Genomic DNA, 13,246 nt, shown 5'->3' with positions numbered 1-13,246 from the left:
GCAACCCCGACTCTGCAACCCCCGACTCTGCAACCTATTAAGGAGGAGAAATGGACCTTGGACTGAATGGCCGCGTGGCGATCGTCACCGGCTCGGCGCGCGGCATCGGCGCGGAAACCGCCCGTATGCTGGCGAAGGAAGGCGCAGCCGTGGTGATCACGGACCTGGATCTGGACGCCGCGCGTGAAACCGCGAGCGGCATCGAGCAGGCTGGCGGCAAGGCCATTGCCGTGCAGTGCGACGTGCGCCAGGAAGACCAGGTGCGCAATATGGTCGGCGCCGGCAAGGAGGCCTTCGGCAGCATCGACGTGCTGGTCAACAACGCCGGCCTGGTCAAGGACCGCACCGTCCTCAAGATGGACGAGTCCGACTGGGACCTGGTGCTCGACGTGACGCTCAAGGGCTCGTTCCACACCTGCCGCGCGGCGCTGCCGTTCATGCACGAGAAGGGCTGGGGCCGCATCATCAACATCAGCTCGCGGGCGCTCTTCGGCAACCCCGGCCAGGCCAATTACTCGACCGCCAAGGCCGGCATCATCGGCTTCACGCGCGCGCTGTCGCTGGAGCAGGCGCGCAAGGGCGTGACGGTGAACGCGATCGCCCCGGGCTATATCGAGACCGAGTACATCAAGAGCCTGCCCAACTACGACACCATCCTGGCCAACGTCATGGCCAGGAACGCCGTGACCTTCCCGGGCCAGACCAGCGACATCGCCGGCGCCGTGGCTTTCATGGCATCGGAACATGCCCGCTACATCACCGGCACCACTCTCTTCGTGACCGGAGGCCGCTATGGTTGATCCCAACGCCGACGTCGACGGCCTCGATGCCGACCAGCGACTGCTGCGCGACAACATCCGCCGCTACCTGAAGGAAAACATCGCGCCGCGCATCGACCAGGCCGAAAAGGACAAGCGCTTCCCGCACGAGGCGCTGACCGGCCTGGCGGATTTCGGCTACTTCGGCGGCCACCTGCCCGAAGCCGATGGCGGCCTTGGCCTGGACTACCTGACCTGGGCCGTGATGATGGAGGAGGCCGGCTACTGCTGGCTATCGCTGCGCATCCTGCTCAACGGGCTGAACATCGTCTCCGGCATCATCAACGCCTACGGCAACGAAGAGCAGAAAGAGCGCTTCATGCGCCCCCTGCTGCGCAACGAGCGCAAGACCTTCGTGTCGATCTCGGAGCCGGACGTCGGCTCCAACGTGGCCGAGATCAAGACCCGCGCCGACAAGCGCGGCGACCGCTACGTGCTCAACGGCAGCAAGCTGTGGATCACCAACGGCATGTTCGCCGACTTCGGCATCGTGGTGGCGCGCACGTTCAGCGACACCTGCAATGGCGAACTGTCGCTGTTCCTGGTCGAGCGCGACGTGACGCCGTACAGCGCCACGCCGGTGGAGACCATGTTCACGCGCAGCACCGGCACCGCGGCCTTCACGTTTGAAGACGCCGATGTGCCCGCGGCCAACTTGCTGGGCAAGGAAGGCCAGGGCCTGCGCCAGATCCTGATCGGCCTGAATTTCGGCCGCCTTAACGTGGCCATGGGCGCCGTAGGCGCGGCGCAGTGCGCGCTGGACCTGTCCGCCGACTATGCGCTGCAACGCAAGCAGTTCGGCCGCCAGATCGGCTCGTTCCAGCTGATCCAGAAGCATATCGTCGACATGACCATGAAGACGCAGGCAGCGCGCTCGCTGGGCTACCGCGCCGCGCGCTCGATGCAGAACGGCACCTCGCGTACCGAATGCTCGATCGCCAAGCTGTACGCAACCGAAGCCGCATTCGAGGTCGCCAACCTCGCGCTGCAGGTGCACGGCGGCATGGGCTATGCCACGGGCTACCCGATCGAGCGCATCTTCCGCGACACGCGCGGCGGGATGATTCCGGAAGGTACGACGGAGATCCAGACACTCATCATTGGGCGCGAGATTCTGGGGATCAGTGCGCTGACGTAAGCACCGCTAAGGACCGACACCACCTGAACAAGGCTCCCCTCTCCCGCCCGCGGGAGAGGGGTCGGGGGAGAGGGCAGGCGTTGCCACGAAGTTGACGGCCTTCGCTCTTGCCAGCGCCGGTGCCCTCTCCCCCAGCCCCTCTCCCACAAGTGGGAGAGGGGAGCAAACCAGCGGCATCACAACACCGCGAACACCGCACACACCGAATACCGAGAGACACAACCCATGACCCAACCTTCCATCCTCGAACAGGTCGCGAACACCACGCTCTACTGGGAAGACCTGACGCCCGGCCTGACCTACAGCACCTCGTCGCGCACCATCACCGAAGCCGACGTGGCTGCATTTGCAGCGCTGACCGGCGACTTCAACAAGGTGCATGTCGACGCCGAATACGCCAAGGGCACCATCTTCGGCCAGCGCATCGCGCACGGCATGCTGGTGGCAGCGTTCATGGCTGGCCTGACCTCGCGCTCGATTCCGAACCAGTTCTTCGAAGGCTCGCTGTTCAGCGTGCTGGAGAACCGCCTGAAGTTCCCCAAGCCCACCTTCATCGGCGACACCATCCGCGTGGACATCGAGGTGGTCGAGCAGAAGACCACGAGCCGCCCGGACCGCGGCATCATTGCCTTCATGCGCAAGGCCGTGAACCAGCGCGGCGAAGTCGTGGCGGAAATGGCCGCTACCTGCCTGTTCAAGCGCCGCACGCCGGGAGAAGCGCAATGACCAACCAGGGCATCTGGTTCAGCGACCTGTCGCGGCTCGTCAATCCGAACTCGATCGTGCTGGTCGGCGCGTCCGAAAAGCCGGACAGCATCGGCGGCCGCACGCTGGAAAACCTGACCACGTTTTCCGAATTCAAGGGTGAACTCCACCTCGTCAACCCGGGCCGCGCAGAGATCCACGGCCGGCCGTGCGTGGCGTCGGTCAAGGACCTGAAGGAAGCGCCCGACCTCGCCATCCTGGCCGTGCGCGCCGACATGGTCATCCAGACCTTGCGCGAATGCGGCGAGTCGGGCATCAAATTCGCGATCGTGTTCACGTCGGGCTTCGGCGAGACCGGTGAAGACGGCCGCGCCGTGGAAGCCGAGATGCGCGAGATCGTCGCCAGCACCGGCATGCGCATCTACGGGCCGAACTGCCCTGGCCTGAACAATATGAACGCGCGCCTGGGGCTGACGTTCTCGCCGGCCTGGCGCATCGACCGCCGCCCCGGCCCGATCGGCGTGGCTACGCAAGGCGGCGGCCTGGGCCGCTCGTTCATCCAGGCGATGGACCGCGGCGTCGGCGTGGGCCTGTGGTGCTCGGGCGGCAATGAAGTCGACCTCGAGGTCAGCGACTACATCCACTACATGGCCGACGCGCCTGACATCGACGTGATCGTCACCACGCTCGAAGGCGTGCGCAACGGCCCGCGCTTCATGGCGGCGGCCCTGCATGCGGCCCGGTGCGGCAAGCCCATCGTCGCGATCAAGGTCGGCAAGTCGGAGTACGGCGCCAAGGCGGCGCAGTCGCACACCGCCGCCATCGCCGGCTCGGCCGAGATCAACAGCGCGATGTTCCGCCAGCTCGGCATCATCGAAGTCGACGATATCGATGAACTGATCGACGTGGCCTCGCTGCTGGCGCGACGCAAGCCTACCGGCAAGGAACAGCTTGCCGTGTACAGCTTCTCGGGCGGCACCGCCGCGCTGGCTTCCGACATGGTCGGCCTGGCCGGCCTGAAGCTGTCCGAATTCGCGTCGCACACGATCGAGGCGCTCAGGCAGGCCCTGCCCGGCTTTGCCGCGTTCACCAATCCGGTCGATGTGACGGCCGAAGTGCTGGTCAATACCGAAGTCAGCTACGCCACGCTCAAGGCCACCGCCGCCGACCCCAATACCGACCTGGTGCTGGTGCCGATCCCGGTGGAGTACGGCAAGACCACGGCCATGCTGGCCGACAGCATGGTGCGCGTGCAGCTCGAGGAAACCAATACGCCGATCGTGCCGGTCTGGATGAGCGACCGCACCGGCGAGGGCCATCGAAAGATGATCGAGGGCGGGCTGATGCCGATGCGCGCGGTGGGCAATGCCGTGCTGGCCGTCCAGCGCTTTATCGAATACGGCCGCTGGAAAGCGAAATTCGAACGCGAATGGCAGCCGTTGGCCGACGTGAACGGCGCCGAGGCCACCGCCAACTTGTCCGAGGCGAAGACCAAGGCACTGCTCGAGCAGGCCGGCATCCCGACGCCACAAGGCGTAGTGGCATGTTCGCCGGCCGAAGCCGCGCTGGCGTTCCGCAATGTCGGCAACGGCCGCGCGGTCATGAAGATCGTCAGCGCGGCCATCACGCACAAGACCGATATCGGCGGCGTGCGCCTGGGCATTGCATCCGACGGCGCGGCCATGGTCGCGTATGAGGAAATCCACGCCAACGGCACGAAAGCCTGCGACGCCGCGCAGATCGAAGGCGTGCTGGTGGAGCCGATGCTGCCCTCCCCGTTCGTCGAAGCCGTGGTGGGCATCCACCGCGATCCAGTATTCGGCCACGTCTGCACGTTCGGCCTGGGCGGCGTCAGCATCGAGCTGTTCAGGGACGTCAGCCGCCGGCTGCTGCCGCTCACGCCCGCCTCGGCGCGCGAGATGATCGCCGAAACCCGCTGCCATGAACTGCTCAAGGGCTATCGCGGACAGCCGGCCTTTGACATCGACGCGCTGGTCGACGTGCTGGTGAAGCTGTCCGGCTTTGTCGCAAAGCACGCCCACAGCATCGAGGAACTGGAAATCAACCCCCTCGCGGTTCGTCCGCAGGGCGAGGGAGTGGCCGCGCTGGACGCCGTCCTCTCCTATCAAGGCACGGAGCCTTCCACATGGTAAAGACTGAAATCGGCTACACCACCACGGACACCATCATGGTGCGTGGCCTTAACCTCGCCACCGAGATCATCGGCAAGTTCGACTTTGTCGACATGATCTTCTTCACTACGCTGTCGCGACTGCCGACGCCGCGCGAAAAGGTCATGGTCAACGCCTTGCTGGTGACCACGGCCGACCACGGCATCACGCCGAGCTCGCTGTCGGCCCGGCTGACGTACATCGGCGCGCCGGAAGCGCTGCAGGGCGCAGTGGCCACCGGCCTGCTCGGCGCGGGCAGCGTATTCCTGGGCCCGATGCAGAACGCGACCGAAATGCTCAACGAAGGCACCCGCGAGCTGAGCGAAGATGCCACCGACGAGCAGCTGCTGGAGGCCGCCCGCGCGCTGATCCGGCGCTACAAGGAGAGCCGCCAGCAGATCTACGGCGTCGGCCACCCGATTCACGTCGACGGTGACCCCCGCGTGCCGGCGCTGCGCGAGCTCTCGCGGCAGAACGGCTACTATGGCCTGCACTGGCGCCTGATGGAGGCCATCGTCGAGGTACTTGTCAAGGAGCAGAAGCGCAAGCTGCCGATGAACGTGGTCGGTGCGATCGGGGCAATCGTCGCCGCGATGGGCCTGGACCCGCTGATCGCGCGCGGCCTGGCGCTGGTGGGCCGCTCGGCAGGCCTGCTCGCCCACGTGCTGGAGGAAAAGCAGGAGCCGATGGCGCGCGAAGCCTGGCAACTCGTGCTCAAGGCCGACCCGCGCAACGTGCTGCCCTGAGCGCCCGCAGCCGGAAATCCGGAAACACGCCGCAGCGGCGCGGCGTGTGCTCCGGCAGGTGGGGAGATTCGGCGGACAGGCTTCCCGAGCCATACGAAATTTCGTATTATTCCTCCATCCACCGAATCCACATCCCCCCTTCCAAAGCATGCCCACGATGATTCCCGCCGCCGGCCGAGCCATGGCGGTATTCGAGGTCTTTGCGCGCGAAAAGCGCGAACTGTCCAATTCCGACATGGCACGCCTGCTGTCACTGCCGGAAAGCAGCACCTCCGACCTGCTGCACACCCTGCACTCGCTGGGCTACCTGATGCGCACGACCCGCTCGCGGCGCTTCTACCCCACCGGCCGCCTCTCTGAAATCGCACGGCAGATTGCCGAGAACGACCCGCTGACCACCGTGGCCCAGGAAGCCATCGAGCAGGTGAGCGCCAGGACCAACGAAAGCGTGTTCTTCGGCGTGCTCGACGGCACCGCGGTCAAGGTGGTCGCCGTGCAGGCCAGCCGGCTGCCCTTGCGATACATCATCGAGGTCGGCTATCGCGCGGCGTTGCACGCCTCCGCCCTCGGCAAGGGGTTGCTCGGCCTGCTGTCGCCCGAAGAGGCCCGTGAGACGCTGGCCAGGAGCAATCTGCGCCCTGCCACCGCGCAGACGATTCTGGACATCGACACGCTGATGGCCCAGATCGCCAAAAGCCGCAAGCGGGGATGGTACGAAGCGCACGAAGAAGGCAGCGAGGGCGTCCACGGCCTGGCGGTGGCGGGATGGCTGGGCGGCCAGCCGGCGGGCATATCGGTGGCGGGGCCCGCCGATCGCATGAAGAAGAACCACGACGCCTATCTCGCTGCACTGATCGAAGTGCGGGATGCATTGATGAGCGAGGATTGACGCGGGATGGCGCGGGATGGCGTCTGCACACGGCAAGCCTGGCGTTTCTGATGAACCGGTACCTATCCATTCTGGCTGGCCCACCGATGGCGGGGGGCGATGCCGTTGCCGCGCGGGCATAAAGTGTATGCATCAGAAGGGCCGATTTCCAGCCGGCCGTGCGACACCGGAGATCTCTCCATGACAATCCAGCCCATCCCGGCGCCCGACAACTCCCGCGAAGAAGCCCGCCAGTTCCTGGCCCACACCCTGCCGACGCTGCGCCGCTTCGATGCCCAGCTGCATGCGCTTGCCGGCAGCGCCCGCGCCGCCGGCGTGACGCTGGCCGCGCGCCATGGATTCCTGTTGCGCCTGGCGCGCTATGAAGCCGATCTGAACGCCATGACCGGGGTGGCGCGGACGCTGGCCGCGACGCAGGAGCACGACAGTCCCGCGACCAAGGCAATGGGGGCCACGCTCACGGCCCGCGGTGCCGACCTGCAACAGCAAATGGGGACGTTCCTGGCGCAGGCGCTCGGTGACTGCGGCATGGCGCAAGACCGGACCTCGCGTGCGGTGCCCGCGGGCATCGGCGCGGCACTGCTGAATCGCAACGCCGCACGTTCTGTGGCGGCAGGCGCGTAGCGCTCTCTGTATGCGTCCGGCGCACTGCGGGCGCCGGAGTCCCACTCAAATGCGCCGGCCGCCCGATCTGGAATCGGGCGGCCGGCCTGACTGATCAGTCCAGCGTCGCGCCGGCGCGTTCGATCGTGCCCTTCCACTTGGTCCGCTCGTTCTGCACGAAGGCACGGAACGCTTCCCCGCTCAGCGGCAGCGGCGCGCCCCCCATCTTCTGCATGGCTGCCACCGTGGCCGGCTCCTTGAGCATGCGGCCGACGTCGGCCTCCCACTTCGCCACGACGGCAGCAGGCGTGCGCGCCGGAAAGAACAGGCCGAGCCACGATGTGGATTCAGCGCCGGGATAGCCTGCCTCGGCAATCGTGGGCACCTGCGGCAGTGCCGGCAAACGGCTCGTGCCGGTCACGGCCAGCGCGCGCAGCTTGCCGGCCTGGATCTGCGCCAGGGTCGAGACGGGATAGTCGAACGTCAGGTCCACCTGCCCGGCCAGCAGGTCATGGATCGACGGTGCGCTGCCCTTGTAAGGCACGTGCACGAGCTTCACGCCGGCCAGCGTCTGGAACAACTCGGCGGCCAGGTGGCTGCCCGTGCCATTGCCGGCCGAAGAGACTGCCAGCTTGCCCGGGTGCCCCTTGGCGTTCGCCACCAGATCCGTCACGGACTGGTAAGGAAGCTTGCCGTTGACGACCAGCAGATTGGGGATGGAAACCAGTCCCTGCGCGGCAACGAAATCCTTCGCAGGGTCAAAACGCAGCGATTTGTACAGGAACTGGTTGCTCGCCATCGTGCCTTGCGTGCCGAGCAGCACCGTATAGCCGTCAGGCTCCGCGCGCGCCGCGATTTCCGTGGCCAGGTTGCCGCCCGCACCGGGTCGGTTGTCGACGATTACCCGCACGCCGTAGTCGCTCGTCATTCTGGCCGCGACAAGGCGCCCGATCTGGTCGGTAATCCCGCCAGGCGGCCCCGGCACGACCAGCGTGACAGGTTTGGCCGGATAGGCGGGTACGGCGAGCGCAGCGGGTGCCAGCGCGGCCAGCGTGCCGCAAGCCAGCAGCAGGCCGCTGCCGGCCGCGGCCGTCCGGGCGAGAAAGGTTCGAAACTGGGTGATCAGCGTGGTCATGGAATGCGTCTCCTGTAGGCCGGGATGCCGGCGATGCCTCTTTCGAAGCCATCTGTGCTTCTGGTTCACCGCACAACTTCGACGGTCGCGGCGGCTCCAATTAATTCTACGCTATTTCGTACATATCTACCGTAGGTCGTAGACAAGAACATCGCCTCAGTTGGCCGCAACAGGGCCGGCTGTTTCACGAAAAACGGCCCGAATAGCCAACGGGGTGGGCCAGACGGCTGCATGCCCCCCTTGGTCGAGTGGGGTAATTCCGGCGCTGCCGCGTGACACTGGTTTCCGCTACGGCGCAGGCAGTCCTTGCCAAATGCGCAGTCATTTCCGGGACGCAACACGATGCAGGCTCAACAGACTCAACAGACAACGCTCCACACCTATACCGCCAGCCAGCAAGGGCCCAATACAAGCAGCGACACCGCGCTCGCCATCGCACCGATGGAACGGCTCATGGATCTGCTTCAGGAGGTGCGCCAGTTCAGCCGCCAGTTGCAGCGCTGTGCACGCGAATCCGCGCGCACGACAAATCCGCCTCCTTCCTATATGGATACGCTGCACGCACTGCTGGACAACCGCATGCAATGCGGCGATGCACGCACGCGCATCGTCTGCTATGCGTGCGCGGCCGAGCTCGGGATAGCGATGGAACTGGAAGCCGAGCACTGCCGGCAGGCCATGAGCGGCATTTTTGGTTTTCCGCTGCGCGTCCTGTTCTGGGCCGCGCACCGCCGCATGCAATCCGCTCGACGCGGCCATGGCAGCGCCTGGTCGTTGCCGCGGAACTGATCGAGCTTGTGGCGTCCGGGCCACGGCGTTGCGCTCCGGCGCCATGTCGCCCCATCTCCTGCGAGCCTGCCTCGATCGTCGCGGGCGTGTTGCGCATGAAACGGAATAGCACCTTTGTCGATGGGGGGCAGCCGTGCCACCCCGCCCCGGCGCTGTGTACGCCGGAAAGTCCGATGCAACGGGTGGCTACCGCGCGCCGCGCAGATGTCCCGTTCCACATGTTTCAGTCCTGTCGGGGCAAATAACCAACCCGAGACGGGTAGCGGAGTGCAAGGGTAACCATGCTTTCCTTACCAATCCGCACACCCCGTGCGTGAAGCACGCCCCCACTCGGCCCACCGATTCTGCGCATCTGAAGGACAGACGACGGCAGTAACTTACGCCGTCCCGCAAAGCCACGAAATCCCGCACCAAGGCGCGGGATTTTGCCAAGTGGCGCGAGACGCCGATACGGCCGGACCGCCCGGTCCGGTCATTCAAGACGACAAAAGGAGACTGATGATGCCGATGTTCAAACGCCGCGCGCTGCGGCTGCTGTGCCCTATCCTCGCCACGCTTGCCATCGCCGCACCCGTCCGGGCCGCCGATTATCCTGAGCGCCCCGTGAAGATCGTCTCCGTCACCAGCGCCGGGACCGGCATCGACGACTACACGCGCCTGCTGGCCAAGTACCTGTCTGACAAGCTCGGCCAGAGCTTCGTCGTCGAAAACCGACCCGGCGGCAACATGGTGGTGGCGACCGACTATGTGTCCAAGGCCGCGCCGGACGGCTACACGCTGCTGCTGTCCGGCTCCGGCGCCATGGCTGCCAACCCCTTCATGTTCCGAAAGCTGCCATATGACCCATTGAAGGACTTCGCGCCGGTGGCTCGCCTGTCGGTCCTGCCAATAGCCGTGATCGTGCCCGGCAACTCGCCCTACCGCTCCACCGCCGACCTGGTCGCGGCCGCGCGCGCGAAACCGGGCAAGCTGAACTTTGCCACCTCCAGCACCGGGTACCGCGTCATCGCCACCGCCTTCAACGAGGCAGCGAAGATCGACGCCGTCAGCGTGCCCTACAAGGCCGCCAACGCGATGATGACCGATGTCATGGGCGGCGTGGTCGACTACGCCTGCGTCGAAGTGTCGGCCGCCATCCCTCATGTGCAGAGCGGCAAGCTGCGCGCGCTGGCCATTACCGGCCCGACTCGCCTGCCGCAGCTCAAGGACGTGCCGACGACCAGCGAACTCGGCCTTGAGCGCCACTCGCTCAACACCTGGGTCGGACTGTTCGCACCGGCCGGCACGCCGCAGCCGATCGTCGACAAGCTGACACGGCTCGCCATGCAGTTCACGACCACACCCGAGGCCATGGCGCACTACCAGGCACGCGGCAGCGCGGCCTATCCCGCCGATGGCGCGGCGCTGCGCAAGAACATCGTGGCCGACCAGCAGGGCTGGAAGGCGATGATCACGCTTGCGGGCCTCCAGCCCGAATGAGCCGCCATGCCCACCAAATGGGCCCGACAGGGCAATAGTGAATCGCCGGGGAGCCGATATATGAAGATGCTGGACCGCTTCTACATCCATGGAGAATGGGTCACGCCTGCTGCCGGCAGCACGCTGACCGATGTGATCAACCCAGCCACCGAAGCGCCGGTCGCCCAGCTTGCGATGGGCACCGTGGCAGACGCCGACCGCGCCGTCGCGGCCGCACGCGATGCCTTTGCCACGTGGTCGCAGAGCACGCGCGAGGAACGCATCGCGCTGCTCGAACGCATCGCCGAGCAATACCGCGCACGCGTGCCAGAACTTGCCGAGGCCGTGCGGCTTGAAATGGGCGCCCCGGTCGCGCTGTGCAACGCCATGCAGGCGCCCATCGGGCTCGTGCATATCCAGAACACGCTCGAGGTCCTGCGCGGCTTTGCGTTCGAAACCACGCACGGCAAAACGTGGCTGCGCCGCGAGCCGGTCGGCGTAGCGGCGTTGATCACGCCGTGGAACGTACCGCTCAACCAGATCGCGGCCAAGGTCGCGCCCGCGCTGGCAGCCGGCTGCACGGTGGTGCTAAAGCCTTCGGAAATCGCGCCGCTCGACGCGGTCATCTTCGTCGAGATCATGCACGCGGCCGGCACGCCGCCGGGCGTGTTCAACATGATCTTCGGCGATGGGCCCTCGGTCGGCGCCGCGCTGTCGTCGCATCCCGATGTCGACATGGTTTCGATCACCGGCTCCACGCGCGCCGGCGTGGAAGTGGCGAAGAACGCCGCGTCCACGGTCAAGCGCGTCGCGCAGGAACTCGGCGGCAAGTCTCCGCTGGTGGTGCTCGACGATGCCGACCTGAAGACCGCCGTCGGCACGGCCGTGGCCCAGTGCATGGTCAATACGGGCCAGGTCTGCGTGGCGCCGACGCGTCTGCTCATACCGCGCACCCGCTACGACGAGGCCCTCGCTATCGCCGCGGCCACCGCGGACGCGCTCCAGGTCGGCGACCCGGCTGATCCGGCGACCCGAATCGGACCACTGTCGAACCGCGCACAGTTCGACAAGGTGCAGCAGATGATCGGCCTCGGCATCGAAGAAGGCGCGCGCGTCGTCGCCGGCGGCCCTGGTCGCCCGGACGGTCTTGAGCGCGGCTTCTATGTCAGGCCGACCGTGTTCGCCGACGTCCACAACGGCATGACCGTGGCCCGGGAGGAAATCTTCGGCCCCGTGCTCTGCATGATCCCTTACGACAGCGACGAAGAAGCGATAGCCATCGCCAACGACACCGTGTATGGCCTCTCGGCCTACGTCGCGTCGGGCGATGCGGAGCGTGCGCGCCGCGTGGCGGCCCGGCTGCGTGCGGGGACCGTGCGTATCAACTTTGCGCCGGCGGACCTGAGTGCGCCGTTCGGTGGAGTCAAGCGTTCGGGCAACGGGCGCGAGTTCGGGGCGGAGGGGCTGGCCGAGTTCCTGGAGTGGAAGGCGGTCAGCCTGTAAGGCTCAGTCAAGAGCCGGCGCGCCGCCGCCATGCAAGGAGGCGGCGCGCCTCGCCGGATATCGATCAGAACTGGAACTTCGTCTTGGCAATGATGCCGCGCTGGATTTCGCTGGTGCCGCCGTAGATCGTGGTGGCGCGGCGGAAGAATGCTTCCATGGCGATGTCCTGCATGACGTCCTGCATCGGCAGCGGCTCACCTGCGTGGCCGTCGTGGCTGGTCGGATACGACACCGGGCCATAGTCGCCCATGCTTTCGATCGCGAACTGCCCCATTTGCTGCTGCAGCTCGGTGCCGCGGATCTTCAGCATGGATCCCAGCGCGTGCGCGGCGGGGCTGTGGTCACCGGCCTGCTCCATCGCCGCGACACGCTGGACCATCACCGTCATGGCCTCCAGTTCGGCCTCGTAGCGCGCCAGGCGCAGCGCAAACTGGGGCTGTTCGCCGAGCGTGGCGTCTCGAGCCGGTGCCGCCGCGAACGCGCGGAGCTGCCGCTGCAGGCGCCGCAGGGTCGGCAGGTCCGCAGTCGTGGCGTGCTCATTGTTCAGCAGGAACTTGGTCACCTTCCAGCCGCCGCCTTCCTCGCCGATCAGGTTGCCGACCGGCACGCGCACATTGTCGAAGAACGTCTCGTTGAGGTGGTGGCAGCCGTCGATGCTGATGATGGGACGCACGGTGATGCCGGGCGTCTTCATGTCCACCAGGATGAAGGTGATGCCAGCCTGCTTCTTCTCGCTGTTGCCGGTGCGCACCAGCAGGAAAATCCAGTCGGCGTGGTGAGCGTAGCTGGTCCAGATCTTCTGGCCGTTGATGACGTAATGGTCGCCATCGCGCACAGCCTGCGTGCGCAACGACGCGAGGTCCGAACCCGAGCCTGGCTCGGAGAAGCCCTGGCACCACAGGCGCTCGCCGCGAAGAATCGCGCCGATGTGCTCTTCCTTCTGCCCCGGCGTGCCGAAATGGTTCAGCACCGGCCCGACGAGCTTCTGTGCGAAAGCATCCTGCGATGGCGTACCGGCCAGCGCGCACTCCTCGTCAAATGCGAGCCGCTGCGCCACCGTCCAGCCCGTGCCGCCGTGTTCGGCGGCCCAGTACGGTGCGCCCCAGCCATGCGCATTGAGCACGCGTTGCCACTGCATCAGCGTATCGCGCGGCGAACGCATGCCATGCGCGCGGCGCGGCATGTCGGCCGGCATATGCTCGCGCAGGAAAACACGCACCTGCTGGCGGAATTCGGCGAGGTTGGGGTCGGGTCGGAAGTCCATCTGATTCTCTCTCCATCTGGCATGGTG

Annotated in this window: 12 protein-coding genes; 10 read left to right on the top strand and 2 right to left on the bottom strand. The window is 66.3% G+C overall.

Annotated elements, in window-relative coordinates; translation table 11 throughout:
• Positions 1-50 precede the first annotated feature (50 nt).
• The 7 genes from ACIP1U_RS20930 to ACIP1U_RS20900 all read left to right on the top strand — a co-directional run bounded on the left by ACIP1U_RS20930 (position 51) and on the right by ACIP1U_RS20900 (position 7,091).
• Entirely contained in the window at positions 51-800 is a 750-nt protein-coding gene (locus ACIP1U_RS20930; protein WP_400318759.1) for an SDR family NAD(P)-dependent oxidoreductase, read from the top strand.
• Positions 793-1,956: an acyl-CoA dehydrogenase family protein gene (locus ACIP1U_RS20925; protein WP_400318756.1), complete on the top strand. Its 1,164-nt coding sequence runs from the start codon at positions 793-795 to the stop codon at positions 1,954-1,956. The genes ACIP1U_RS20930 and ACIP1U_RS20925 overlap by 8 nt, the downstream gene beginning before the upstream one ends.
• A 225-nt stretch (positions 1,957-2,181) precedes the next feature.
• On the top strand, positions 2,182-2,682 hold the full coding sequence (locus ACIP1U_RS20920) for a MaoC family dehydratase (RefSeq protein ID WP_400318753.1): 501 nt from the start codon (positions 2,182-2,184) through the stop codon (positions 2,680-2,682).
• Positions 2,679-4,814 carry an acetate--CoA ligase family protein gene (locus tag ACIP1U_RS20915; protein ID WP_400318750.1) on the top strand — a complete coding sequence of 712 codons (2,136 nt, stop codon included), beginning with the start codon at positions 2,679-2,681 and terminating at the stop codon, positions 4,812-4,814. Before ACIP1U_RS20920 ends, ACIP1U_RS20915 begins: the two co-directional genes overlap by 4 nt.
• Complete coding sequence (locus ACIP1U_RS20910) at positions 4,808-5,578, top strand: citryl-CoA lyase (RefSeq protein ID WP_400318747.1); 771 nt, start codon at positions 4,808-4,810, stop codon at positions 5,576-5,578. The genes ACIP1U_RS20915 and ACIP1U_RS20910 overlap by 7 nt, the downstream gene beginning before the upstream one ends.
• 148 nt (positions 5,579-5,726) lie before the next feature.
• Positions 5,727-6,467 (top strand): IclR family transcriptional regulator, encoded by a 741-nt coding sequence (locus ACIP1U_RS20905; protein WP_400318744.1) that lies wholly within the window; start codon positions 5,727-5,729, stop codon positions 6,465-6,467.
• A 180-nt stretch (positions 6,468-6,647) separates the two neighbouring features.
• Entirely contained in the window at positions 6,648-7,091 is a 444-nt protein-coding gene (locus tag ACIP1U_RS20900; protein ID WP_400318741.1) for a hypothetical protein, read from the top strand.
• 94 nt (positions 7,092-7,185) lie between these two features.
• Here ACIP1U_RS20900 and ACIP1U_RS20895 read toward each other — a convergent pair whose 3' ends face one another.
• On the bottom strand, positions 7,186-8,205 hold the full coding sequence (locus tag ACIP1U_RS20895; RefSeq protein ID WP_400318738.1) for a Bug family tripartite tricarboxylate transporter substrate binding protein: 1,020 nt from the start codon (positions 8,203-8,205) through the stop codon (positions 7,186-7,188).
• A gap of 342 nt (positions 8,206-8,547) precedes the next feature.
• Between ACIP1U_RS20895 and ACIP1U_RS20890 the strand changes: the two genes are divergently transcribed.
• From ACIP1U_RS20890 to ACIP1U_RS20880, 3 genes are all read left to right on the top strand, one after another.
• Positions 8,548-8,994, top strand: coding sequence for a hypothetical protein (locus ACIP1U_RS20890; RefSeq protein WP_400318735.1), 447 nt, complete (start codon positions 8,548-8,550; stop codon positions 8,992-8,994).
• Positions 8,995-9,495: 501 nt separating this feature from the next.
• Positions 9,496-10,473 (top strand): Bug family tripartite tricarboxylate transporter substrate binding protein, encoded by a 978-nt coding sequence (locus ACIP1U_RS20885; protein ID WP_400318732.1) that lies wholly within the window; start codon positions 9,496-9,498, stop codon positions 10,471-10,473.
• A 60-nt stretch (positions 10,474-10,533) separates the two neighbouring features.
• Entirely contained in the window at positions 10,534-11,955 is a 1,422-nt protein-coding gene (locus ACIP1U_RS20880; protein WP_400318729.1) for an aldehyde dehydrogenase family protein, read from the top strand.
• 64 nt (positions 11,956-12,019) lie between these two features.
• On the opposite strand, the gene ACIP1U_RS20875 is transcribed toward ACIP1U_RS20880, so the two are convergent.
• Positions 12,020-13,219: an acyl-CoA dehydrogenase family protein gene (locus ACIP1U_RS20875; protein WP_400318726.1), complete on the bottom strand. Its 1,200-nt coding sequence runs from the start codon at positions 13,217-13,219 to the stop codon at positions 12,020-12,022.
• Between the last annotated feature and the right edge of the window lie 27 nt (positions 13,220-13,246).

This window comes from Cupriavidus sp. NPDC089707, assembly GCF_044748965.1.
Classification (GTDB): domain Bacteria; phylum Pseudomonadota; class Gammaproteobacteria; order Burkholderiales; family Burkholderiaceae; genus Cupriavidus.
The sequence above is the reverse complement of the archived record's forward strand: the minus strand, read 5'-3'. Positions and strand labels throughout refer to the sequence as shown.